The following is a 21,880-nucleotide window of genomic DNA, read 5'->3' as shown; positions in this document are numbered from 1 at the left end:
GCTTTTGATAGGCGGCGGGGGCGTGATTGCGGGTGCCGCAGGCCTTGCCGGACGACGGATCTGGCTCGATCGCGAACCGGCGGCTTTGCCTGCGGTCGATGGCTCGGGCCGCCTCTTGTGGCAGAACTGGGCGGCGACCGAGCATTCCTATCCCGCGACCCGGCTTGCGCCGAAAAGCGCGGACGAAGCGGCGCATCTGTTGCGACGCGCGCGCGGCCCGGTCCGCATGGTCGGCGCCAGCCACAGCTTTACCGGGCTCGTCACCACCGATGCCACTCTGGTCAGCCTCGACGGCATGACCGGCGTCCTGGGGCACGACGCCGCGACCTGCCAGGCCAGTGTGCTTGCCGGAACCCGGCTTTATGACCTTGGCCCCGCGCTGGCCGCGATCGGCCAGGAAATGCCCAATCTGCCCGACATCAACAAGCAATCGCTGGCCGGCGGCACCCAGACCGGGACGCATGGCACCGGCCGCGCGTTCAAGGCGGTGCATGGCGGGATCGTCGCGTTCGACATCGCCACGCCGCGGGGCGATGTGCTCGAATGCAGCGCGACCAGCAATCCCGAGGTGTTCAATGCCGCGCGCGTCGGGCTTGGCGCGTTTGGCGTGATGACGCGCTATACTTTGCAGAACCATCCGTTGCAGCGGGTAAAGAAAGTGACCGGACTGCGCCATCGCGAGGAGCTGATGGAGGGGTGGGACGATCTCGTGCGGCGGCACCGCAATGCCGAATTCTATGTCATCCCGTTCAGCCATTACGGCCAGTTGATCACGCATGACGAAACCGACGAGCCGGTGCGCCCGCGCGGCCCCGATACCGATACCGACGGGCAGATGAAGCTGAAAATGGCGCGCGACGTGTTTGAATTCGCCGCGCCCTTGCGGTTCTGGACGCTCGACCGGGTGATCGCCGACATGCCCGACCAGATCGCGATCGACGAAGGCTGGAAGCTGTTGTCCAACGAACGCTCGGTGCGCAATCGCGAGATCGAATACCATGTCCCGCGCGAAAACCAGATCGCCGCGCTGCGCGAAGTGGTCGCCGCGATCGAGCGCACTCGCAGCGATGTGTTCATCCCGGTCGAAGTGCGCAGCATTGCCCCCGACGATGCCTGGCTTTCGCCGTTTTACGGGCGCGAAAGCGGCTCGATCGCGGTGCACACGTATTACAAGGACGACTATGCGTTCTTTTATACGCTGATCGAGCCGATCTTGCGCCGCTATGGCGGGCGGCCCCACTGGGGTAAGCTCAATAGCCTGAAATATGATGATTTTGCAGCGCTGTACCCCCGATGGAAGGATGCTCTGGCCGTGCGTGAGGCGCTCGATCCCGAAGGCAAGCTGCTCAACCCCACTCTCGCCAAGGTGCTGCGTCGTGGTTAGGCTGTCGCGCAGAAAAGCAATGGCGGGCGCCGCGCTCGCAGGCGGCATAGTGGTGCTGGGGGCCGGGGGTTTCCTGCTTCGCCGGGGCGATCATGGCGGCAATCATGATGCCTATTTCGGCGCGCTTCAGGCGGCTCTGGCGCAAGGCGGGCTGGCCCAGCCGACGCTGGTGATCGATGCGGCTCGGCTCGATGCCAATATCGCGCGGCTGCGCGATGCGGTGGGCCAGGCGCATTTGCCGTTGCGCGTGGTGGTCAAGTCGCTGCCCTGTCCGACTCTGCTCGACCGCGTCGCCAAAGGGCTTTCGACCAACCGTTTCATGGTGTTCAACGGGGCGATGCTGTCGGCGATGCTCGCGCTCCATCCCGATGGCGATTATCTGTTTGGCAAGCCGTTGCCGGCGGCCTTGGTGGCCGAGCTTTACGCCCGGCAAGGCGCGGCGGCGCTGGCGAATGTGCAATGGCTGGTCGATACGCCCGAACGCATTGCCGCCTATGCCGCGATCGCCCGCGCCAATGCCGCGCGGATGAAGCTGAGCCTTGAAATCGATGTCGGGTTGCACCGCGGCGGCTTTGCCGATCCGGCTGCTCTGGCCGAAGGGGTGAAAGCGGCGCTCGCGGCGGATTGCTTCGAAATCGGCGGGCTGATGGGCTATGACGCGCATGTTGCCAAACTGGGCAATCCCGATGCCGCCTGGGCCGACGCGCAAAGGCGCTACGGCGCGGCAATTCGTGCCTTGGGCGACATCGTTCCCGGCGATCCCCGGCGGCTGACGCTCAATTCGGCGGGCAGTTATACCGTGATGCGCCACACCCGCGGCACCGTTGCCAACGAAGTCTCGGTCGGTTCGGCATTTGTGAAGCCCCATGATTTCGACATTGCCGAAAACGGTCGGCTCGATCCCGCGCTGTTCATCGCGACTCCGGTGATCAAGGCCGGGCACAAGCTCGATCTGCCCGGCCACGAATATCTCGACGGGCCGCTCGCGTTCATGGACCCCAACACGGCGCAGGCGATCTATATCTTCGGCGGGCACTGGATGGCCGACCCGGTTTCGCCGCCGGGGCTGCAATACAGCGATCTGATCGGCCATTCGAGCAATCAGGAACTGCTCACCGCGTCATGGCGCACGCACCTGAAGCCCGATGACAGCGTGTTTCTGCGACCGCACCAGAGCGAGGCGCTGATGCTGCAGTTCGGCGATCTGGCGCTTTACGAAAAGGGCCGGATCACCGAACGCTGGCCGGTGTTCAGCGCTTCGGCGTAGGCGGATGGGAGGGCTGGGGCGGATGGGAGGGCTGGGGCGGTTGCCAGCCGCCGCCGAGCGCTTCGAACAGCGCGGCGGTATCGGTCAGGCGGGCGACCTGGGCCTGGACCAGCGCCTGTTCGGCCTGCCGCAATGCGGTTTCGGCGGTGAGCACGCTGGCAAAGGGAGTCTGCCCCTGTTCGAACTGGCGCCGTGCGATGGTCAGGCTGGCCTCGGCGGTGTCGCGCGCTTTGCCATCGGCGCGCAGCGCTTCGGCATCGGTGCGCAGCGCGGCGAGCGTGTCGGCGACATTCTGGAATGCGGCGAGCACGGTCGACCGGTATTGCGCATCGGCCTGTTCATAAGCCGCGCGCGCCGCGCGTTGCTTGTGCAGCAGCGCGCCGCCGGCAAAGATCGGCTGGGTGATCCCTGCGCCGACCGACCAGAACGAATTGGCCGCCGACAGGATGTCGGACCATCCGCCCGAACTGCCGCCAGCGCCCGCCGACAGCGTCAATTGCGGCAGGCGATTGGCAATCGCGATGCCCACGCCCGCGCTGGCGACATGCAGGTTGGCTTCTGCGGCGCGGATGTCGGGGCGTTGGCGCACCAGTTCCGAAGGCAGCGACAGCGGCAGGTCTTTGGGCAGCGTCACTGTGTCGAGATCGATCGCGTCGGGCAGCGCATTGGCGGCGCTGCGCCCGGTCAGATAGGCGATCAGATCGCGCGCCTGGGCATGGGCGCGGCGCAAGGGCGGCAGCCCCGCCTCGGTCTGGGCGAGCGCGGCTTCCTGCGCCAGCACGTCGGCACCGGCGGCCTGGCCCTGATCCTGCTGACGCTTGAGAATGGCGAGCGTTTCGCGGCTGATCGCGATCATGCGGTCTTGTGCGGCCAATTGCGCGCGCAGCGAGGCTTCGAGAAAGGCCGCCGCCGCGACATTGTTGATCAGCGAGATTCGCGCGGCCTCGGTCTGAAACGCCTGCATGTCGTATTGGGCATGCGCCTGTTCGACCGTGCGCCGGTTCAGCCCGAACACATCGAGCGAATAGCCGACCGAGACTTGCGCGGTCTGGAGCCCGTAATTGAACGTCGTCGAATTGAGCACCGGCGAGAGGTATTGCGAGCTCTTGTTCCGGCTCGTGCCAAGCCCGGCATCGACCTGGGGCACGAGAATCCCGCGCGTCGCCAGCCATGATTCGCGCGCGATCTTGAGCGCGGCCTGCGCGGCGGCAAGATCGGTATTGGCCTTGAGCGCTTCGTCGATCAGCGTATCGAGCTGCGCCGAGCCATAGGCATGCCACCACATGTCTTGCGGTGCGCCTGCGACCCATTGCTGGGTGCCGCCGGGCGCGGCCATGGCGGCGGTGCCCTCGCGGTCATAGGCGGTTTCGGTCGGTGCCGCCGGGGCATGGAAATTCGGCCCGACCGCGCAGCCGCCCAGCAGCAGCGCGGTGGCGGCGCACAGGCGTGATCGCAGATGGATCGTCATGCCACGCCCTCCTCGTTCAGCTCTTCATGATTGTCGGGCCCCTTGCGCTTCGAAAACTGGTCGATCAGCACGGGAAGCACGATCAGGATCAGCACGGGCGCCAGCAGAATGCCGCCGACCACCACCAGCGCCAGCGGCTTTTGCACCTGGCTGCCGATGCCGGTCGCCACGGCTGCGGGCAAAAGCCCGACGCAGGCGGCGATGCAGGTCATCATGACCGGCCTGAACTGGGTTCGCGCCGCATGGATGATGGCCTGTTCGCGCGCCATGCCGGCGGCGATCATCTGGTTGAAATAGGACAACACGAGAATCCCGCCCATCACCGATATGCCGAACAGGCCGATGAACCCGATCGCCGCCGAGACCGAAAACGGTGTCCCGGTAAAATAGAGCGCGAAAATGCCGCCGACCAGCGCCATGGGCATCACGCTCGCGGCGAGCAAGGTATCGCGCAATGACCCGAAATTGGCGAACAGCAGTACGCCGATGGCCAGGAACGCGATCGGCACGACGATTTCGAGGCGCGCCAGCGCGGCCTGCAACTCGCCGAATTCACCGACCCATTCGATGTGGGTTCCCGCCGGCAAATGAACCTGCTTGTCGATCTTGGCCTGTGCTTCGAGAATGGCGCTGCCGAGATCGCGGCCGCGCACGGCAAACCCGATCGGAATGTAGCGGCTTTGATCCTCGCGATAGATGAACGAATACCCGGCGACGAGCTTGATGTCCGCCACAGTGCTCAGCGGAACTTGTGCCACTCCGCCGATGGCATTGGGCACCGCGACGGGAATGGCGCGGATGGCATCGAGGCTTTTGCGGTATTCCGGGGCAAGCCGGACAACGATCGGGAAATTGCGGTCGGAGCCATACTCATAGAGATTGCTGCCCACGGCTTGTCCGCCGATCGCGGCCTGAACAACCGCGTTCACATCGCCCGGGGCAAGCCCGTAACGCGCGGCCTTGAGCCGGTCGACCTTGATGTTGACCGTTGGTTGGCCAACCGCATCGAACACCGACAGATCGGTAATGCCCTGGACCCCGGCCATGATCGATTTGATCTGATAGGCCGCCTTCTGGATCGCTTCGAGATCGTTGCCATAGAGCTTGATCGAATTCTGCCCCTTCACGCCCGAAGCGGCTTCCTCGACGTTGTCTTCGATCGTCTGCGAAAATTCGAAGGCGACGCCGGGAAACGGTGCCGAAAGCTCGTCGCTGACTTGCTTGGTCAGTTGTTCCTTGGTCGGGTGGCCGGGCCATTCGCCGGCCGGTTTGAGCGGCACATAGAATTCGGCGTTGTAAAAGCCGGTGGTGTCGGTGCCGTCGTCCGGGCGTCCGAGCTGGCTGATCACCGTCTTCACTTCGGGATATTTCATCAGGATGTGGCGCATCCGGTTGGTATAGACTTGCGCTTCTTCGAGGCTGATCGAAGGGGGCAGAGTCGCGCGGATCCAGAAATTGCCTTCTTCCAGCTTGGGCATGAATTCGAGACCGAGGCTGGAGACGCAGATGATCGCCGCGAGCAGGAGCGCGCCCATGCCGCCCATCGCCAGCGTGCGGTTGGCAAGGGCAAAGCGCAGCGCCGGATCATAAAGCGTCCGAATCTTGCGCACGAGCCAGGTTTCGGTTTCCTCTTCCTTGTTTTTCAAAAGCATGGAAGCGAGAACCGGAGTGATCGTGAATGTGGCGACCAGCCCGCCGAGAATGCCGTAGGCATAGGTGCGGGCCATCGGGCCAAAGATGTGCCCTTCGACCCCGGTCAGCGTGAACAGCGGCAGGAACCCGGCGATGATGATCGCCGCGGCAAAGAAGATCGCCCGGTTCACTTCGCTGGCCGACAGCGCGATCGTGCCCAATTTGCCCGAGAACGGCTGGATGCCGCTCATCCGGTCGAGCACCCCGCGGGTAAATCGCTTTCTTGGATCCTGACTGAGATGTCGGAATATGTTTTCGACCATGATCACGGTCGCATCGACGATCAGGCCAAAGTCGATCGCACCGATCGACAGCAGATTGGCGGATTCCCCCCTTGCGACCATGATCAGCACGGCAAAGGCGAGCGCAAAGGGGATCGTCATCGCGACGATCGCCGCCGAACGCCAACTGCCCAGGAAGATCCACTGCACCGCAAAGATCAGCACGATGCCGCTGATCATGTTTTCCAGCACGGTGTGGATGGTGACGTTGATCAGTTCGGTACGGTCATAGATCTTTTCGAGATGGACGCCCGGCGGCAGGATGCCCTCGCTGTTGATGCGATCGACTTCGGCTTCGACGCGTTGCAGCGTCGGCAGGCTTTCTTCGCCCCGCCGCATCAGGATGATGCCCTGGACGATGTCGTCGTCGTCGTCCTTGCCGACAATGCCGAGGCGCGGCTGATTGCCGACCTGGACGGTCGCGACATCGCTGACCAGGACCGGCTTGCCGTTGTTCGGCGCGATCATGGTGTTGCGAATGTCATCCATGGTGTGGATGAGGCCGACCCCGCGCACGACGGCCGACTGCGGGCCGATGTTGATGGTCTGCCCGCCGACATTGACATTGGCGTTGTTGATCGCGCCCAGAACCTGGGAAAGCGACAGGCCATAGGCGACCAGCTTGCGCTGATCGACGGTCACTTCGTAGGTCTTGGACTTGCCCGCCCAGCCGTTGACGTCGATCACGCCCGGCACTGCCTTGAAGCGGCGTTGCAGGATCCAGTCCTGGATGGTCTTGAGGTCGGTAACCGAATAGCCCTTGGGCCCGACGATCTGATAGCGATAGATTTCGCCGATCGGACTGGTCGGCGAAATGACCGGTTGCGCCCCGGTCGGCAGCCCCGACAGCTGCGAAAGCTGATTGAGAACCTTCTGCTGCGCTTCTTCGTACGTATAGTCGTATGTGAACTGCACCCGCACGTCGGACAGGCCGAACAGCGAAATGGTCTCGACTTTCTTGACGTTCTTGATCCCGGCGAGCTGAATCTCGATCGGAATGGTGATCGTCCGCTCGATTTCCTGCGCGGACAGGCCCGAGCTTTGCGTAATGATTTCGACGCGCGGCGGGACCGGGTCGGGGTAGGCCTCGATATTCAGTTGCTTGTACGCGATCATGCCGCCGACCAGGAATACGGCCAGAATCGCAAGCACCATCATCCGCTGCCGCAGCGCGAAATTTACGATCGGGTTCATCTGTGTGGCCCCTCAGTCGGCTTTGGAGCCACGGTCGATAAACAGGCTGCCGGCGGTTACCACGGTTTCGCCCGCGTTCAGCCCGGCGGTGACTTCGACGGTGCCGTTGGTGACTTGCCCGGTGGAAATCTGGCGCAGCGCAAGGCGATGGTGCTTTGCATCGGCGACCCACACGCGCGCGGTCTGGCCTTCAAAGATCACCGCTTCTTCGGGGACGATCAGCGATGGTCGATCCTTGCCGGTCAGCAGCGTAAAGCTGGCGAAAGTCTCCGGCTTGAGATGCCCGTCCGGGTTCGGCAGTTCGGCGCGGACGGTCAGGCGGCGGGTATTGGGATCGATCGACGGCGCGACATAGGTGATCCGCGCGTGAAGCACTTCGTTGCTGCCGATCGGGCGCACTTCGGCGCCCATCCCGACGCGGGCGCGCCCGGCGTCTTCTTCGCGCAGATTGCCGACCAGCCAGATCCGGTCAAACCCGGAAATCGCAAAGGCCTGCGTCGCGCTGCCGCCGCTCGCGCTCGATACATATTGGCCCGGCCCGATCAGGCGTTGCGTGACAATGCCCGAAACGGGCGCGCGCACCACGCCTTCGCCATGTTCCACCGCTCCGCCCAGCGCCTTGCGGCGGCCCGCGGCTGCGGACAGGCTCGCTTCGGCGGCGGCGAGGTCGGCCTGCGCCTGCTGCCAGTCCTTGAGCGCGGCGCCCTTGTGATCATAAAGGTCGTGCTGGCGTGCTTCGGCAGCGCGCGCGACTTTGACTTGCGCGGCGGCCGTGGCGAGGTCGGCATCGCTTTGCGCGGCCTCGTTTGCGGCAACTGCGAACAGGACTTGCCCGGCAGAGACATGGTCCCCGGCCTTGGCCAGAATGCGCGTGACGCGGCCGGTGAACGGCGAAAACACCGCCGTCGTCAGATCATCATCGACCGCGATCTTGCCGTCGCTTGCGGCATTTTCGCCCATCGTCACAGCCTGAGCCTGGGCAAAGCGCAGTGTCTGCCATTCGCGGTCGGTCGCGGCAAAAGTGCCGTCAGCGGGCGCAGCCGGCGGCGGCGGCACCGGGGTCCAGGCGCTGATGACCTTTGGCACGAGCCAGAACAAGGCGATGACGATGACGAGGAGGACAGCGGCGATCCGCCATTGCGTGGCCGGCGTCAGCGTCGCGACCGGCGCATCCTGCCCCTCGGTTGGGCTGTGACTCATTTGCTTGCATGCCCCGCACAATTGGAATTTTCGAGGCGTGCGATGGGTTGCTTGCCGTTCGCTTGCAATGTTTTTTTGCACTGCGGCGGATTAAAGAATCGCAAGGGTTTCGCCATGGCGAGACAAGTGTCGCCCGCGCGCGCCCGGCTGGATTGACAAGACCCCCGGATTGGCGATGCTCGTGGTCAAGCTCGAAAGGCGTTGGGCTCGAAAGGCGTTGGCGGTTGCAGTCTGTTTCCGACACAGTGAATGACCTGGGGGATGATCCGGGGGTTGATCCGGTTGGGGGCCGGGGCAGCGGTCTTTCGCGCGAACAGCGCGCAAAGCTGCCGCCGTTTGCCGCCTTGCGCGCGTTCGAGGCGGTCGGTGCGCTTGGCGGCATCCGCCGCGCGGCGGTCGAACTGGCGGTCGATCATGCCGCGATCAGCCGCCATCTGCGCACATTGGAACAATGGACCGGCACCGCGCTGGTCGAACGCGGCGCGGGGCGCGGCGGGCGGCTGACGCCGCAGGGACTGATCTATTACCGTCATGTCATGCGCGCGCTGGCAGAACTGGCCAACGCGACATCCGATTTGCAGTTTCAGGGCAGCGACACGCATTTGCGCATCTGGTGCATGCCGGGCCTCGCCTCGCAATGGCTGGTCGGGCGCATCGGCGGGTTTCAGGCGAGCTATCCCGATCTCGGGCTCGAAGTGCAGCCAAGCGAAGTCCTGCCCGATTTCGATGCGCAACAGGCCGATGCCTGGGTGCATTACGTGATCGACGGCCAGGTGCCGACCCTGCCCGACCGGCTGCGCAGCGTGACAGTGGCGCGGCCTCGCATCCTCGCGGTGGCGGCGCCATCGTATCTGGCCGCCGCACCCGTTGTCGACCGGCCCGCCGATCTCTTGCGCCACACGTTGCTGCACGAGGCGAACGCCAACCAGTGGCGCCGCTGGCTGGGCTGTCTGGATGTCGAGGCGCCGACGGATTTGCGTGGCTCGCGTTTCTGGCAGGGGCATCTGACGCTCGGCGCGGCGCGCCAGGGGCAGGGGATCGCGCTCGCCAACACGCTGCTCGTGCTGGATGACCTTGCCGAGGGACGGCTGGTCGAAGTGGGTGCCTGGGATCCGGTCTTTCTCGGCAGTTACTGGTTTACCGCGCGCGCCGACGGTTGGCGGGGCCGGGCGATCGGCAATTTCCGCGATTGGCTGGTGCGCCATCTGGCCTCGGTCGCACCGGCCTGAAGTGTTGTCTTGAAGTCACCATGGGGCGGTGACGCAAGGCCTTTCGGCGGGGCGCGTGCCGGAGCATAGTCATGGCGCAGATCGGCAGCGCCACGAGGGCGCTGTCGCGAACGGGAACCAGCCTTGTCACCAGCCGATCGATCGACCAGCCTGACGCGCCGCACGGCGGTTGCGGGGCTTGTGGCCGGCGGATTGGGCGCGGCGATGCTGGCGGGGTGCGGCAAAGCGGCCCGCGATCCGCGCACCGTCGTCATCGGCGCTTCGCCGAGCGGGGTGCCGTTCAGCTATGTCGATCCGTTCAGCAACCGGTTGACCGGCGCCATGGTCGATATTGCCGGGATGCTTGCCGCGCGGCTGGGTCTGGTGCCCGAATTTCGCATCGTGCCGTTTGCCGCGCTGATCCCTTCGCTGACCACCGGACGCATCGACCTGATCGCTGCGGCGATGTTGCGCACCCCGGCGCGCGAGGCGCTGGTCGGGTTTTCCAGCCCGGTGTTCGCTTATGCCGGGGGGCTGGTGCTGCGCGCCGATCATCCGGGGCGTTTTGCCGATCTTGCGGCCTTGCGCGGGATGCGCGTCGGCGCGCAGATCGGCACGCGCTTTGTCGATCAGGTGCATGACGCGGGGGTGGAGCAGGTCATGACCTATCAGGGGCTGGGCGACATGCTGCGCGATTGTGTCCATGGCCGGATCGATGCGGTCTATGGCGATGAACCGATCCTGCGCACGATCTTGCGCGTCGGTCCGCGCTGGCCCTTGCGGCTGGTCGGCGAGTTCCGCTCTCCGGGCAAGGAGCCGTTGTGCCTGATCGGGCGCAAGGATGCCGCGCTGATCGCGCGGATCGATGGCGTGCTCGACGGGCCGGGGCGCCGGGATCTTGCGCCGATCCTGCATCATTGGCGGCTCGATGAAGGGGAGGGGCAGGCATGAGCGACTTTTGGGCCGATACCGTGCTGTTCCTGCCGGTCCTGCTGCGGGGGCTGGCGGTCACGCTGGAACTGACGCTTTGCGCGCTGTCGCTCAGTCTTGTGCTGGGCATGGTCTGGGTGGTGATGGGCCGGGCAAAGGCGGCGCCCTGGCGCTGGACCGCGCGCACGGTGATCACGGTGGTGCGCGGGATTCCGATCATCGTGCAACTGTTCTTCATCTATTTCGTGCTGCCCGACTGGGGGCTCGATCTGCCGCCCTTTGCCGCCGGGGTGATCGGGCTTGGCCTCGCCTATTCGGTCTATCAGGCGGAAAACATGCGCGGCGGGATCGGCGCGGTCGACAAAGGGCTGATCGAGGCGGGCGATGCGCTGGGGATGAACCGCTTTACGCTGTGGCGCCGGGTGATCGCGCCGCTGGGCTTGCGCCATGCCTTGCCCGCGATGGGCAATTCGATGGTCATGCTGTTGAAGGACACCTCGATCGCATCGACCATCACGATTGCCGAACTCACTCGCGAAGGCCAGCTTCTGGCGATTTCGACTTTCAAGAACGGATCGGTCTATGCGCTGATCGCGCTGCTTTATCTCGCCGCCAGCCTGCCGCTTTCGGCGCTGGTGCGCATGCTCGAACGGAAAGGGCGGGTGGCATGATCACGCTCGAAGGCGTCACCAAGCGGTTTGGCGACAGGCATGTGCTCAACGGCGTCGATCTGACCGTCGCACGCGGCGAAGTGCTGTGCCTGATCGGCCCGTCGGGATCGGGCAAATCGACCGTGCTGCGCTGTATCAACGGGCTCGAACGCCACGATGGCGGCACGATCCGCGTCGACGGGACAGTGGTGACCGACGCATCGCTGCCCGCGATCCGCCGCCGCGTCGCCATGGTGTTTCAGCGGTTCAATCTGTTTCCGCATCGCACCGTGCTCGAAAACGTGATCGAGGCGCCGGTCTATGTTCATGGCGAGCCCCGTGCCGAGGCAAAGGCGCGGGCGATGGACCTGCTCGCGCGCGTCGACATGGCCGATCATGCGCACAGCCTGCCCCACGCGCTCTCGGGCGGGCAGCAACAGCGCGTCGGCATTGCCCGCGCGCTCGCGCTGCGGCCCGAAGCGATCCTGTTTGACGAGCCGACGTCCGCGCTCGATCCGGAGCGTGTCGGCGAAGTTCTGGCGGTCATGCGCGAGCTGGCCGAGGAAGGCATGACCATGCTGATCGTCACGCACGAGATCGATTTCGCGCGCGGCGTTGCCGACCGCGTTGCCTTTGTCGATCAGGGCGTGATCGCCGAACAGGGCGTGGCGGCAGACGTATTGACGCACCCGCGCGAGGCACGCACCGCGCGCTTCCTCGCCCGCGTGCTGCACAGGACTTGACCCTTTGGGGCCTTGCACAACGGGAATGAGCATCATGAGCGAGACGGCAACGCGCTATGGCGCGATCTACTGGATGGAAAGCTGCGGCGATGACCTGACGCCGCGCGCGCCGCTGGCGGGCGACGCGACAGTCGATGTCGCGATTCTGGGCGGCGGGTTTTCCGGGCTGTGGACGGCCTATTTCCTGCTCAAGGCCAATCCCGATCTCAAAGTCGCCGTGTTTGAGCGCCATATCTGCGGCCATGGCGCTTCGGGTCGCAACGGCGGCTGGTGTTCCCCGCGGTTTCCGGTGCTGATCGACGAGCTGGAAAAGCAGTTTGGCGCCGATGTCGCGCGCAAGACGATCCGTGCGCAGCATGCGATTGTCGAAGACATCGGCCGGATCTGCGACGAGGAACGGATCGACGCGCATTACACGCATGGCGGCCTGCTCGCGATCGCGCGGACCGAGCGGCAATTGGCTTCGTTGCAAGCGACTTATGCCGCCTATGACCGGCTCGGCCTTGCCGAAGACAGCGCCATGCTCGGCGCGGGCGAGGCGCAGGCGCGCGTGCGGGTCAGCCGGGTGCTGGGCGGGATGACCACGGCGTCGGGCGCTTCGGTGCATCCGGCGCGGCTGGTGCGGGGGCTGGCCCGCGCGGTCGAGGCACGCGGCGGCCGGATTTACGAAGGCACCGAAGTGACCGCCGTGCGCCCCGGACAACCCGCCATGCTGGAGACGCGTGGCGGCATGGTGACCGCGCGGCGCGCCGTGGTTCTGGCGGGCGAGGCCTATCTGTCGGGCCTGCCCGGCTGGCATCGGCAATTGCTGCCGATCTCGTCGATGATCGTGGCGACCGCCCCGCTCGATGCGGCGACCTGGGATCAGATCGGCTGGGCGGGACACGAAAGCCTCAGCTCGCAGGCCTATACCAAGGACTATCTGACACGCACGCGCGACGGGCGCATCCTGTTCGGCAGCCGGGGCGCGCCCTATCTTGCCGGATCGCGCATGCCCGAAGCCGCGCTGGCCGACCCCGCGCTCTATCAACCGATCATCGCGACTTTGCGCGACTGGTTTCCGGTCTTGCGCGATGTGCCGATCGCCCATGCCTGGGGCGGCTATCTCGGGGTGCCGCGCGATGGCCTGCCTTCGGTGCATTTCGATCGTGCGCGCGGGCTTGCCAATGTGTTCGGCTATACCGGTCGCGGCGTGGCAACGAGCGCCTTGGCAGGGCGGACGCTGGCGGGGCTGATCGGCGAAACCCCGGCCTATGCCTGCGATCTGCCGATGGTCCGCGCGCCCGGGCGGCTGTGGGAAATCGAACCGCTGCGCTGGGTCGGCGTGCGCTATATCCAGAACGCCTTTGCCCGGATCGATGCCGCCGATTTCCGCAACGGCGGCGCGCCGGTCGATGCCAAGTTTGCCAAGGCGCTTGCCCCGATCTGATGGTGCGCGGGCCAAAAGCGGATGACAGCCTCGCGGCTCTGGCGTAAGTCGCCTTGGCAATGAACCGTTTGCGCGCCTTTTTTCTGCGGAATCGCGGCATGGCTGTGGCCGTGATCGCGCTCGCGTTGGCGATGAAGGCGCTGGTTCCCGCCGGATACATGATCGGCGGCGAGGCCCACGTGCTGACCGTGCGGATTTGCGACGGTTATGCCGACAGCGAACCCCATTTCGGCCAGGCCGTTGTGCTTGTCGCCAAAGGGCAGGTCGGCAAGCAGGGCGATGCGGGCAAGTCGCTGCACGATCAACAGGCCTGCCCGTTTTCCGCGCTGGGCCACGCCGGTTTGGCCGGGGCCGATCCGATCCAGCTTGCGCTGGCGCTGGCCTTTATTCTTGTGCTGGGCGTTGCGGGGCCTGCCTTCCCGGCGCCGCGACCGTTTTCGCGCCTTCGGCCGCCGCTGCGCGCGCCGCCTGCCCTGGTCTGACATTCTGATCCGCGCGACCGGCTGAATCCTCCATGGGTTGGCCGCGCTCGGGTCCGTTGCCAGACCGGGCCGGTCGTCGGCGAGCCTTCTCCCTTGCAGGCGCACCGGCCCTTCTCCTCATCCGAGGCGAGAGGATGCTTTACTTGATGTACGAAATTCTGCGCCCTGCGGCGCGTGGCGCGTTTGCCGCTTTCACTCCGATCCGTCGTTCGGCACTGACCGGCCTTGCGCTGATGATCGGGTTTGCCCCGGCAAGCGCGATGGCCTGCGCCTGCGGCTGCGGGATCTTTGATGCGGGGGTGACGTCGATCACGCCGCAGGATTCCGACAGCGGCCTGTCGGTGTTTGCCCGCTTCAGCGCGATGGATCAGGACAAGAACCGCGAACAGGGCCATTCCGCGAGCCCCGACGACAATTCCGACAAGCGCATCCAGACCGATTTCTACACGCTCGGCATCAACTATGTGATCCATCACAAGTGGATGATCATGGCCGAATTGCCGCTGGCGCATCGCAATTTCACGACCACCGGCGCCGATGCCAATGGCAACCCGATCACCGAAAAGGTGCCGCTGACCGACCTTGGCGATGCCATGCTGCGCGTGACGTACACCGGCTTTGCGGCGGATATGTCGACCGGGATCGGGATCGGGATCAAACTGCCGACCGGGCGCTATACCAGTCCCACCGATCAATACGGCAACCAGCCTTATGACCGCGACACATTGCCCGGCACCGGCAGCACCGATCTGGAGATCAGCGGCTATCATGTCGGGCATATTGCCGGTGCGGCGCGTTGGTTTGTCCAGGCACAGTACAAATTTGCCGTGGCCACGCGCGACGGCTATCGCCCCGGCAACGAGTTCGACGGCGGACTGGGTGTGACTTATGATCTTCCGGCGGGCAAAGTGATCGTGTCGCCGACGCTGCAACTGCTCGGCTCGGTTCGCGCGCGGGACAGCGGCGACAATGCCGATCCGCTCAATTCCGGCTATCAACGCCTGATGATCGCGCCGGGCCTGCGCGTCCAGATCACGCGCAAGCTGTCGCTCTATGGCGATGTCGAATTCCCGATCGCGCAATATGTCAACGCCGCCCGTCCGTCCGACAATGCGGATACGATGGGGCAGCTGGTTGCTCCGGCGTTGTTCAAGCTGCAGGTCAACTACGGCTTTTGACGCCTCCGTGACGGGATGAAAGCCGCGCGCGCCGGCATGTCATCGACTTGTCGCACGCGGCTGTCACACGCCCCCCATCGCGCCTCGCGGGTTCGGGCAGAACCCGCGAGGCCAATGTCATTCAGCTCGTGGGGGGCATATGTCTATCAAATCGCTGCATCTGGCGTCGATTTCGTTTTTGGGCCTGATCGCTTTTGCGCCGCAATCGGGCTTCGCCGCCGATGGCGCAAAGGCGGAGGACGAAGCGCAAATCGTCGTGAACGCGCGTCTGGAAAAGACCGCGCGCAGCGAGGAAAAGATCGCGCCCAATCTGCAGAACATCCAGGCCGCCGAAGCGATCGCCAAATATCCCGATTACAACGCCGCCGAAGCGCTCAGCCGCATTCCGGGCGTTTCGCTGTCGATCGACACCGGCGAAGGCCGCTTTGTCAATATTCGCGGGATCGACAGCAATCTCAACGGGGCCACGTTCGGCGGTGCGCCGCTGCTCAATACGCAGGCGGGCGGCACGGCCTTTTCGGGCAATGGCCGCGCGGTCGAATTCGACACGATTCCGGCGGGCTCGATCGACCGTCTCGTCGTCACCAAGACCGGCCTGCCCGATCATGAGGCCGAAGGGATCGGCGGCTCGGTCGAGCTGACTCCGCGTTCTGCGCTGACCCATTCGGGCTTCTTCTTCGAAGGCCAATTGGGCGAAGGCTATGAAACCCGGCGCAAGACCACCAATCTGACCGAGGAAGTCGCATTCGGCGACAGCTTTGGCGATAATGGCGATGGCGGCAAGCTGCTGCATATCGTCGTCGCCCAGAACGAACACAACGACGCGCGCGGCTTTGACGATATCGAGATCGGCAATTATGCCGACAGCTTCGACCTTCAGGGCGGGCCGATCACGTTTGGCACCAAGACCGCCGACAAGGTCGTCTCGTCCTACGAACTGCGCCGCTATCAATATCACCGCGAACGCTTCGGCTATTACAGCGAAGTCGACATCACGCCCAACGACGATCATCGGATCTATCTGCGCGGCTCGATGGCCGGGTATCAGGAACGGGTCAATCGCCAGCGCCTGATCATCAACGGGCTCGACGGCAGCCAGGGCACGATCGCGGTCGATCCGGCCAATCCCAACGGCTTTGCCGTGACCGGCGCCTCGGCGGACAACACATTGCGCGATGAAAAGGAAACCCATCGCAACGTCGCGCTGCAAATCGGTGGCGAACACGAGTTTGAAAAGCTCAAGCTCGATTGGTCGGCCAGCTATATCCAGGCGACCTATAACAAGCCCTATGACTACAACTCGACGTTCGTCGGTCCCGGCGATTACAATGCGGCGCAGGCTTTCAACGTCAATTACGACAATATCAGCAATTCCAGCCGTCCGCTGCTGAACGTCAACGGTGCAAACCTCACCGATTCGACTCAATATCACCTGGCCAGCATCTACAATAACAACGAATATGCCAAGGACGCCGAATACTCCTATCGCTTTAACGCCGCTTATGAGCCGGGTCTTACTCACGATGATGAAATCAAGCTCGGCGGTGAACTGCGCTATCGCCACAAGTATGATCTCGTCGGCCAGAAAGTGACCTATAGCGCGGCCGGCCAGACGCTTGCCTCGCTGACCGGCAACGGGCCGTTCACCAGTTTCTATGGTGCCTACAACATCGGCTATGCGGGCAATGCCGCAGCGCTGGAAAGCCTGTTCAACGCCAATGCGAGCCTCGCGCCGCTCGCCGCGGGAACTCCGATCCTGGGCAACAGCGCCTATCGCGGCGGCACGTTCGACGATGTCGAAGACATTACCGCAGGCTATGTCCAGTATCATGGCCATATCGGCGCGCTGGGGTTGCTCGCCGGGGTGCGGGTGGAGCATACCAAGTCGCTGCTCGGCGGCCTGCAGTATAACCAGTCGACAAGCTACACCAACTGGTTCCCCACCGTGCAGCTGCGTTATGAATTTTCGCCCCGACTGGTCGCGCGCGCGACCTATTCGACCGGTATCGCGCGCCCGGGTTTCCTGCAGACCATTCAGGACGGATCGGTCGACGACGCCAACAAGAAAGTCACGCTGGGCAATCCCAACCTGAAGCCTGCGACCAGCAACAATTTCGACGTCAGCCTGGAATATTACCTGCCCGATGACGGGATTGTCTCGCTCGGCTTCTTCGACAAGGAAATCCAGAACTACATCGCCCCGCGCGTGTTCTACGCCTTGCCGCCCGCCGGGGGGGCTGCGCTCTATCAGTGGACCTCGTTCCAGAACGCACAGAGCACCTATGTGCGCGGGGTCGAATTGCAATATGTCAATCGCTTCAAGCATCTGCCTGCGCCGTTCGACGGGCTGGGGATCGATGCCAACGGCACTTTTGCGGACAGTTCCGTTGTGCTGGCGAGCGGTGCGCCTTCGGTGCGCATGCCGGGCACCGGGCGGTTCACCGCCAACACCGCGCTGTTCTATGAAGCCCGTCGCGTCGAATCGCGGCTGTCGCTCAAATATGACGACCGCACGATCTTTGGCATCGGGGGCGCGCCGACAAGCTTTGTCTATGCCTCGATCCCCACGGACGTCTATCTCGATCACCGCCTGACGCTCGACTACACCGGCAGCTATCAGGCGACCTCGATCGTGAAAGTCTACTGGTCGGTCAAGAACATCACCAACGCGCCGCTGCGCTATTACGAAGGCAATTCCGATCGCCCGATCCAGCGTGAATACTACGGTCAGACGTTCGAAGCGGGCGTCAAGGTCAAGTTCTGATCGGCTGCTGATCACGGACGCCGCGTTCCCCCGCGGCGTCCCGCTTGCATTTTCACTGTGGCCGGTTTGCCTTTGACCGGGGGGGGCGCCCCGATGGCAGTCGCATCCCGGGCCTTGTTGTGCTAGGGTGGTGCGATCACGGTGGTTCACATGTATCGCGCGCCGCTTTGGGTGCGCGCCCGTGATCGCAGAAGGGTATCAGTACACACATATGGCAGGATACAAGGAACCGGGCTTTCAGGATCGGGTGGCGGCTGCTGCTCAGGCCCGTGAGAGGGCGCTCGCCCGTTTGAAAGCAAAGCCTCCGATCGATCCGCAGGTCTTGGCCGATCGCGTCGCCAAGGCGCGCGAGCGCGAGGAAGCGCTGGCAAAACGCGCAGCGGAGCGCGCCGAGGCGCGGGAAATCGCCAAAGCAAAGAAGGCCGAGGTGATTGTCCCCGAGCCCGAACCGGAGCCCGTGCCCGAACCGACCGAGGCCGAACGCAAGGCGGCGCGCGACGCACGCTATGCCGCGCGCAAGGCTCGCAAGGCATCTCGCTAGTGGATTGTTTTTGACATTTGCATCCCGCCATCCGGATAGCACGGTCGCAAATGTCAGAATCGGACCACTAGCGGCGGTTCGCTGTCACGCCGGGAGAAGTCGAGAAGTTGATTGATTTCAACACACACTCTCTCAGCCAGATCTGCGATGCATCCGAATCGTTGCTGGCGTGCCAGTAAAGACAGATGCTGATTTCGCCCGTTTCGACCGGGATGTCGAACAGCGTCAGGCCATTTTCAAGGCTGGCCGCGTCGATGAACGGCGAGGCCAGCGTCAGGACAAGATCGGTTTCGCGCACCAGTTGGAGCGCGGACCCGATCAACTGACACCGCGCGGCGATCCGCCGGGTTCTGGTCGTCGAACGGGCGATGAGGATGTCTTCGAACGTCGCGCCCTGTGGCCGGGTCGATACCGCGATGTGGCCGAGCGCCATGTAATCGTCGAGCGAAACAGGCGCTTTGCCGGTGACCACGGGATGGTCGCGCCGCGCGACGCCGACGATCCGGCCCGAAGCGAGGCGCCGGCTGTGGATCATCTCGCCGGGGTTGGCCATTTCGATGTCGATGACGGCGTTGAGCTGTGAACTGGCCAGCGCCATGGCCATGTCGGCCCGGTTATAGCGCACCGCTTCCACGCGGATGCCGGGCGCCTTTGGCAGAATCGCGCAGACGATGCGCGGCAGCAGCGCGGCTTCCATCAAGGCATTGAAGCCGATGCGGAACTGCATTGCGGCAAGCGCCGGATCGAAGCTCTCGATCGCTTTGACCGCTTGCTCGATTTCGCCCAGCGCCTTGCGCACCGGCCCGATCAACTGGTGCGCGACCGGCGTCGGCACCATGCCCTGGCCAAGCCGGACGAACAGCGGATCGCCAAGCTGATCGCGCAACCGGGCCAGCGCATGGCTGACCGCGGGCTGAGTCAGATGCAGCACTTCGGCCGCCGCCGAGACGCCGCCATTGGTGTAGATCGCCGCAAAGACGCGGAACAAGTTGAAGTCGACGCGCATGTCATGCACGCTACGCATGACTGGCCATGCGGGCAATTCATTTTACTAATTGCGCCGCTGCCTGCAATCTTGCCCCGACAGATCAGGACGGCTCGCCAGTGGATCGGGCCGCCGAGCAGGGAAGGACAGGCGATGAAGGGCGGGAAACCGTTCGATACCGTGCGGCTTGCGGATTACCTCGCCGGGCATATCGACCTGCCGGGTACGGGGCTTGATCTCGATGCGATCGGCCATGGGCATTCCAACCCGACATTTGCGCTTCGTTCGGGTGCGACGCCGCTTCCTTATGTTCTGCGCAAGCAGCCGCCGGGCGAGCTGCCCAAATCGGCCCATGCGATCGATCGCGAATACCGCATCATGAAAGCGCTGGCCGGAACGGCTGTCCCGGTGCCGGACATGCTGCATTTCTGCGAGGATCGCGCGGTGATCGGCACGCCGTTCTATGTCATGGAGCGCGTCGCCGGGCGGGTGTTCGAAGACAATGCGCTGCCTTCGGTTCCGCGCGAAGAACGAGCCGCTTTTTTCGAGGCGATGGCCGACACGCTGGCCGATCTCCATGCGCTCGATTGCGATGCGCTGGGTCTGCGCGATTTTGGCCGCGGCGGCGATTTCTTTGAGCGCCAGATCGGCACCTGGGGGCGCCAGCACGCCGCGTTGCGCCTGCCCGAATGTGCCGAACTGGATCGCCTGATCGACTGGCTGAATGCGCATCGCCCGCCGGCCGACGCAGCGACGACGATCGTTCACGGCGATTATCGTCTCGGCAATCTGATGTTTCACCCGACCGAGCCGCGCATCGTGGCCGTGCTCGACTGGGAACTGGCGACCACCGGGCATCCGCTCGCCGATCTCGGCTACAATCTGATGGCCTGGGTCCAGCGCCATGACGAATACAATGGCCTCGGCGGTCTGGATCTTGCCGCGCTCGGCATTCCGGCGATGGCTGATTATGCCGTGCGCTATTGTCGGCGGCGCGGCCTGCCGACCGAGGTCGATCCGTTTTTCATCGCTTTTTCGTTCTTTCGCCTCGCGGTGATTTTCGAAGGGGTCGCCCGGCGCGAGGCCGCAGGTACCGGCACCGGCACCACCGCCAATCACAGCCCAGAGGATTTCGCGCGCATTTTCATGCGCCACGGCCTCGCCATCGCAGGGATCTGAAGCCCATGGACTTTGCCTTTTCGCCCCAGGTCGAAGCGCTGCAGGAAAAGCTGCGCGCATTTATGGATGATCATGTCATTCCGCGCCATCGCCAGTTTGTGCACGAGGCCGAACAGGGCCTTTATCCGCTGAGCTTTCTCGAAGATCTCAAGGCTCTGGCGCGATCGGAAGGGCTGTGGAACATGTTCCTGCCCGCGCTGCGCGAGGATGAGCCGGGCACGCGGCTGAACAATCTCGACTATGCGCCGCTCGCCGAAATCATGGGGCAATTGCCCTGGGCCTCCGAAGTGTTCAACTGTTCCGCGCCCGATACCGGCAACATGGAACTGCTCCATATGTTCGGCACGCCCGAACAGAAGCAGGAGTGGCTGGTGCCGTTGCTCGATGGCGCGATCCGGTCGTGCTTTGCGATGACCGAGCCCGATGTCGCCTCGTCCGATGCGACCAATGTGACGACCGCAATCCGTCGCGACGGCAACGGCTATGTCATCAACGGGCGCAAATGGTTCATTACCGGCGCCGCCAATCCGGCATGCAAGCTGGCGATCGTGATGGGCAAGACCGATTTCGACGCCGAAACCCATCGCCAGCAAAGCATGGTTCTGGTGCCGCTCGACACGCCCGGCGTCCGGGTCGTGCGCAACATTTCGGTGATGAACCACCATAGCCACGAAAGCCATTGCGAGATCGTTTTCGAAAACGTGCGCGTGCCCGCCGCGAACTTGCTGGGCGCCGAAGGCGATGGTTTTGCCATGGCCCAGGCGCGGCTGGGGCCGGGGCGGATTCACCATTGCATGCGCTCGATCGGGCAGGCCGAGCTTGCGCTCAAGCTGATGATCGACCGGTCGATCGAGCGCAAGGCGTTCGGATCGTATCTTGTCGATCAGGGGGTCGTGCAGCAGGCGATCGCGCGGTCGCGCTGCGAAATCGAACAGGCGCGCCTGCTCGTGCTGCGCGCGGCGTGGACGATCGACAAGCTGGGGGTCAAGGCAGCGCGCAACGACATCGCCATGATCAAGGTGGTGATCCCCACCATGCAGGTCACCGTGATCGACCGGGCGATGCAGGTATTTGGCGCGATGGGCCTTTCGCCCGACACGCCCTTGCCTGAACTGTGGACGATGGGCCGCTCCTTGCGCATCGCCGACGGGCCCGACGATGTTCACTTGCGCTCGATCGCGCGTGCCGAAATCAAGCAGGGCCGGGCCACGTTCGGCGACAGCCATCGCTTTCTGGTCGCGCCCGATCGCGCTGCGGAAACCAATATCCGCAGCAAGTTCGAGGCATGACCCGATGACAGGGGCG

General features: G+C 64.3%; 17 protein-coding genes. 13 read left to right on the top strand and 4 right to left on the bottom strand.

All coding sequences use genetic code 11. The features are described 5' to 3' along the window. Positions 1-22: 22 nt before the first annotated feature. Both AQZ50_RS07155 and AQZ50_RS07150 read left to right on the top strand, forming a co-directional pair. Entirely contained in the window at positions 23-1,384 is a 1,362-nt protein-coding gene (locus AQZ50_RS07155; protein WP_197412405.1) for a D-arabinono-1,4-lactone oxidase, read from the top strand. A gap of 19 nt (positions 1,385-1,403) precedes the next feature. After that, on the top strand, positions 1,404-2,651 hold the full coding sequence (locus AQZ50_RS07150) for an alanine racemase (RefSeq protein ID WP_067744612.1): 1,248 nt from the start codon (positions 1,404-1,406) through the stop codon (positions 2,649-2,651). Here the strand turns inward: AQZ50_RS07150 and AQZ50_RS07145 are convergent. From AQZ50_RS07145 to AQZ50_RS07135, 3 genes are read right to left on the bottom strand one after another with little or no spacing between them, the layout of a single operon-like run. After that, on the bottom strand, positions 2,635-4,119 hold the full coding sequence (locus AQZ50_RS07145; protein ID WP_067744609.1) for an efflux transporter outer membrane subunit: 1,485 nt from the start codon (positions 4,117-4,119) through the stop codon (positions 2,635-2,637). The genes AQZ50_RS07150 and AQZ50_RS07145 overlap by 17 nt on opposite strands. Further along, complete coding sequence (locus AQZ50_RS07140) at positions 4,116-7,286, bottom strand: efflux RND transporter permease subunit (RefSeq protein WP_067744606.1); 3,171 nt, start codon at positions 7,284-7,286, stop codon at positions 4,116-4,118. The genes AQZ50_RS07145 and AQZ50_RS07140 overlap by 4 nt, the downstream gene beginning before the upstream one ends. A gap of 12 nt (positions 7,287-7,298) precedes the next feature. Then, on the bottom strand, positions 7,299-8,486 hold the full coding sequence (locus tag AQZ50_RS07135) for an efflux RND transporter periplasmic adaptor subunit (protein WP_067744603.1): 1,188 nt from the start codon (positions 8,484-8,486) through the stop codon (positions 7,299-7,301). 224 nt (positions 8,487-8,710) lie between these two features. Between AQZ50_RS07135 and AQZ50_RS07130 the strand changes: the two genes are divergently transcribed. The 9 genes from AQZ50_RS07130 (at position 8,711) to AQZ50_RS07090 (ending at position 18,411) form a co-directional block, all read left to right on the top strand. Then, entirely contained in the window at positions 8,711-9,715 is a 1,005-nt protein-coding gene (locus AQZ50_RS07130) for a LysR substrate-binding domain-containing protein (protein ID WP_197412404.1), read from the top strand. A gap of 123 nt (positions 9,716-9,838) precedes the next feature. Continuing rightward, positions 9,839-10,645 (top strand): substrate-binding periplasmic protein, encoded by an 807-nt coding sequence (locus AQZ50_RS07125; protein ID WP_067744597.1) that lies wholly within the window; start codon positions 9,839-9,841, stop codon positions 10,643-10,645. Further along, positions 10,642-11,295 carry an amino acid ABC transporter permease gene (locus AQZ50_RS07120; RefSeq protein ID WP_067744594.1) on the top strand — a complete coding sequence of 218 codons (654 nt, stop codon included), beginning with the start codon at positions 10,642-10,644 and terminating at the stop codon, positions 11,293-11,295. The genes AQZ50_RS07125 and AQZ50_RS07120 overlap by 4 nt, the downstream gene beginning before the upstream one ends. Beyond that, the gene (locus tag AQZ50_RS07115) at positions 11,292-12,017 is read left to right on the top strand and encodes an amino acid ABC transporter ATP-binding protein (RefSeq protein ID WP_067744591.1); all 726 of its coding nucleotides are present in this window, start codon (positions 11,292-11,294) and stop codon (positions 12,015-12,017) included. The genes AQZ50_RS07120 and AQZ50_RS07115 overlap by 4 nt, the downstream gene beginning before the upstream one ends. 34 nt (positions 12,018-12,051) lie before the next feature. After that, on the top strand, positions 12,052-13,446 hold the full coding sequence (locus AQZ50_RS07110; RefSeq protein WP_067744801.1) for an NAD(P)/FAD-dependent oxidoreductase: 1,395 nt from the start codon (positions 12,052-12,054) through the stop codon (positions 13,444-13,446). A gap of 98 nt (positions 13,447-13,544) precedes the next feature. After that, positions 13,545-13,928: a DUF2946 family protein gene (locus AQZ50_RS07105; protein ID WP_231730147.1), complete on the top strand. Its 384-nt coding sequence runs from the start codon at positions 13,545-13,547 to the stop codon at positions 13,926-13,928. 146 nt (positions 13,929-14,074) lie between these two features. Beyond that, positions 14,075-15,106, top strand: coding sequence for a hypothetical protein (locus AQZ50_RS07100; protein ID WP_067744585.1), 1,032 nt, complete (start codon positions 14,075-14,077; stop codon positions 15,104-15,106). A gap of 139 nt (positions 15,107-15,245) precedes the next feature. After that, entirely contained in the window at positions 15,246-17,870 is a 2,625-nt protein-coding gene (locus AQZ50_RS07095) for a TonB-dependent receptor (protein WP_067744582.1), read from the top strand. A gap of 211 nt (positions 17,871-18,081) precedes the next feature. Beyond that, on the top strand, positions 18,082-18,411 hold the full coding sequence (locus tag AQZ50_RS07090) for a DUF6481 family protein (protein ID WP_067744579.1): 330 nt from the start codon (positions 18,082-18,084) through the stop codon (positions 18,409-18,411). A gap of 67 nt (positions 18,412-18,478) precedes the next feature. Here AQZ50_RS07090 and AQZ50_RS07085 read toward each other — a convergent pair whose 3' ends face one another. Next, positions 18,479-19,435 carry a LysR family transcriptional regulator gene (locus AQZ50_RS07085; RefSeq protein WP_082703467.1) on the bottom strand — a complete coding sequence of 319 codons (957 nt, stop codon included), beginning with the start codon at positions 19,433-19,435 and terminating at the stop codon, positions 18,479-18,481. A gap of 114 nt (positions 19,436-19,549) precedes the next feature. Here AQZ50_RS07085 and AQZ50_RS07080 point away from each other — a divergent pair, with 114 nt between their 5' ends. Then, positions 19,550-20,575 carry a phosphotransferase family protein gene (locus AQZ50_RS07080; RefSeq protein ID WP_067744574.1) on the top strand — a complete coding sequence of 342 codons (1,026 nt, stop codon included), beginning with the start codon at positions 19,550-19,552 and terminating at the stop codon, positions 20,573-20,575. Between the two features lie 5 nt (positions 20,576-20,580). Further along, on the top strand, positions 20,581-21,864 hold the full coding sequence (locus AQZ50_RS07075) for an acyl-CoA dehydrogenase family protein (RefSeq protein WP_067744571.1): 1,284 nt from the start codon (positions 20,581-20,583) through the stop codon (positions 21,862-21,864). Positions 21,865-21,880 lie beyond the last annotated feature (16 nt).

The organism is Novosphingobium sp. Fuku2-ISO-50, assembly GCF_001519055.1.
In the GTDB taxonomy this organism is placed as follows: Bacteria; Pseudomonadota; Alphaproteobacteria; order Sphingomonadales; family Sphingomonadaceae; genus Novosphingobium.
The sequence above is the reverse complement of the archived record's forward strand: the minus strand, read 5'-3'. Positions and strand labels throughout refer to the sequence as shown.

Excerpts from the sequence above, each read along its gene's own strand:
- AQZ50_RS07140 (WP_067744606.1), bottom strand. The coding sequence starts at position 7,286 with ATGAACCCGATCGTAAATTTCGCGCTGCGGCAGCGGATGATGGTGCTT.
- AQZ50_RS07115 (WP_067744591.1), top strand. The coding sequence starts at position 11,292 with ATGATCACGCTCGAAGGCGTCACCAAGCGGTTTGGCGACAGGCATGTG.
- AQZ50_RS07145 (WP_067744609.1), bottom strand. The coding sequence starts at position 4,119 with ATGACGATCCATCTGCGATCACGCCTGTGCGCCGCCACCGCGCTGCTG.
- AQZ50_RS07095 (WP_067744582.1), top strand. The coding sequence starts at position 15,246 with ATGTCTATCAAATCGCTGCATCTGGCGTCGATTTCGTTTTTGGGCCTG.
- AQZ50_RS07120 (WP_067744594.1), top strand. The coding sequence starts at position 10,642 with ATGAGCGACTTTTGGGCCGATACCGTGCTGTTCCTGCCGGTCCTGCTG.
- AQZ50_RS07135 (WP_067744603.1), bottom strand. The coding sequence starts at position 8,486 with ATGAGTCACAGCCCAACCGAGGGGCAGGATGCGCCGGTCGCGACGCTG.
- AQZ50_RS07105 (WP_231730147.1), top strand. The coding sequence starts at position 13,545 with ATGGCTGTGGCCGTGATCGCGCTCGCGTTGGCGATGAAGGCGCTGGTT.
- AQZ50_RS07080 (WP_067744574.1), top strand. The coding sequence starts at position 19,550 with ATGAAGGGCGGGAAACCGTTCGATACCGTGCGGCTTGCGGATTACCTC.
- AQZ50_RS07100 (WP_067744585.1), top strand. The coding sequence starts at position 14,075 with ATGTACGAAATTCTGCGCCCTGCGGCGCGTGGCGCGTTTGCCGCTTTC.
- AQZ50_RS07090 (WP_067744579.1), top strand. The coding sequence starts at position 18,082 with ATGGCAGGATACAAGGAACCGGGCTTTCAGGATCGGGTGGCGGCTGCT.
- AQZ50_RS07085 (WP_082703467.1), bottom strand. The coding sequence starts at position 19,435 with ATGCGTAGCGTGCATGACATGCGCGTCGACTTCAACTTGTTCCGCGTC.
- AQZ50_RS07110 (WP_067744801.1), top strand. The coding sequence starts at position 12,052 with ATGAGCGAGACGGCAACGCGCTATGGCGCGATCTACTGGATGGAAAGC.
- AQZ50_RS07150 (WP_067744612.1), top strand. The coding sequence starts at position 1,404 with ATGGCGGGCGCCGCGCTCGCAGGCGGCATAGTGGTGCTGGGGGCCGGG.
- AQZ50_RS07075 (WP_067744571.1), top strand. The coding sequence starts at position 20,581 with ATGGACTTTGCCTTTTCGCCCCAGGTCGAAGCGCTGCAGGAAAAGCTG.